We start from the raw sequence: 1,358 nt of genomic DNA, 5'->3' as shown, positions 1-1,358 counted from the left end.
ACTTGGAACTTGAATTCGGGGCTCTTCCAAGGCATTTGTTGCAATCTGCCAGTCTTCTTCATTTTCATCTAAATCAAGATTGTTCCAATCTTGGTCCGTAAAATTGGGAGCAATATACATTCTTTATTACTTTGGTTAATTGGCCTGACTTTCTAGGTTAATTCACTCAAATATTGAAAACAACAAAAAGCCCCGCGAGTGCGAGGCTTTGGATTCAAATTTATGGATTAGCTGTTTAAGCCAAGAACTTCATCAATCGAGATATCATATACACCAGCTTCGCCATCAATATACAATTCTTTCCAATATTGGTATCCATCGTTAAAGTCGCTGGTTTCCCGACCAGTATCGATTAATTCGAATGCTGATGCAGAAAATGCCTTTATGGAGAATGGCATAAATGGCGAACCGCCAGAATCTTGAGAGATAACAGCGATGCCTATTACATTTTCGTCTTCAAATTCGTCAATGCTAACTATAAGAGCTTTATGCTCGTTGCTAGACGAGACGGAGCGACAGCTCCACACTTGACCAGTTTCAAATTTATTATTCAACTTAGTCACCTATGTATTCTATCCACAAGTTTTGGCTAAAGCTGCTTGAAAGCAGTTCCTTAAACTCAACCAACTTAGAGCCGTTACCAGTATTAATATTCTCAGTAATGAATTGATATAAAAGTTTTGCATGATCAGGACTTATTCTTCCATCTGCGTACTCATCTATAAACAATCCTGTTTTGGACTTCAGAAACTCAAACGCAGGCTCAAGCAAAGTAAAATCCGTATGATTAATCGAAACCTCGGTCCCGTTGTTCTTTATTAAAAATTCTACGCTCATATTAATCATCAATCTTCTTTGGAAATTGGGTAACTCTATCACCAGTCTTCTTATCGATGACAGTAACGTTTGTTTTTTCGCCTTTGGTTCCTATTTCTTTTTTAAAATCCTTCTCTACTCTAACTCTGTCACCTTGATCTTGAATTCTATCAGGCTTTTTGACAGTTTTTTCACTAAGCTTATCCATCTCACTTGGTTTTTTGAATTTACTTTTCTGCTCATATTTCTTCTTGGTTACATGGCGATCTGTATGTCGATTTCGTTTACCGCCTTTCTTTATGTAATCAATTGCCTTCTTGGAAGCTTTTATAACTGTTTGTCTACATGCCGAGTTAGTAGCACACCTAGCTGCTGCAACAATAACAAATTGAACAAGTTGCCCGTCAGGATCAACATACTTATAAGGGTTATTGTTTGCATATGCATATCGATTAAAGCCAAATGCTCCATTACCAGCTTCAAAATGCCCTAAAGTATCAACCGGATCATTCGAGTAAAACCGCCCGATAACTGGATCATAG

3 protein-coding genes are annotated in these 1,358 nt (G+C 37.6%); all 3 read right to left on the bottom strand.

What is annotated here, in order from left to right; translation table 11 throughout:
* Nucleotides 1–227 precede the first annotated feature (227 nt).
* Nucleotides 228–554, bottom strand: a complete 327-nt coding sequence (locus tag N482_RS07265; RefSeq protein WP_063376405.1) for a hypothetical protein — start codon at nt 552–554, stop codon at nt 228–230.
* Nucleotide 555: 1 nt separating this feature from the next.
* Nucleotides 556–837, bottom strand: a complete 282-nt coding sequence (locus N482_RS07260; protein WP_155730536.1) for a hypothetical protein — start codon at nt 835–837, stop codon at nt 556–558.
* A 1-nt stretch (nt 838) separates the two neighbouring features.
* A partial coding sequence (locus N482_RS07255) for an RHS repeat-associated core domain-containing protein (RefSeq protein ID WP_196765324.1) occupies nt 839–1,358 on the bottom strand: 520 nt, incomplete at its 5' end.

The sequence above is a fragment of the Pseudoalteromonas luteoviolacea NCIMB 1942 genome (assembly GCF_001625595.1).
GTDB classification, from domain to species: Bacteria; Pseudomonadota; Gammaproteobacteria; order Enterobacterales; family Alteromonadaceae; genus Pseudoalteromonas; species Pseudoalteromonas luteoviolacea_A.
This window is presented reverse-complemented; position numbering and strand designations above follow the sequence as displayed.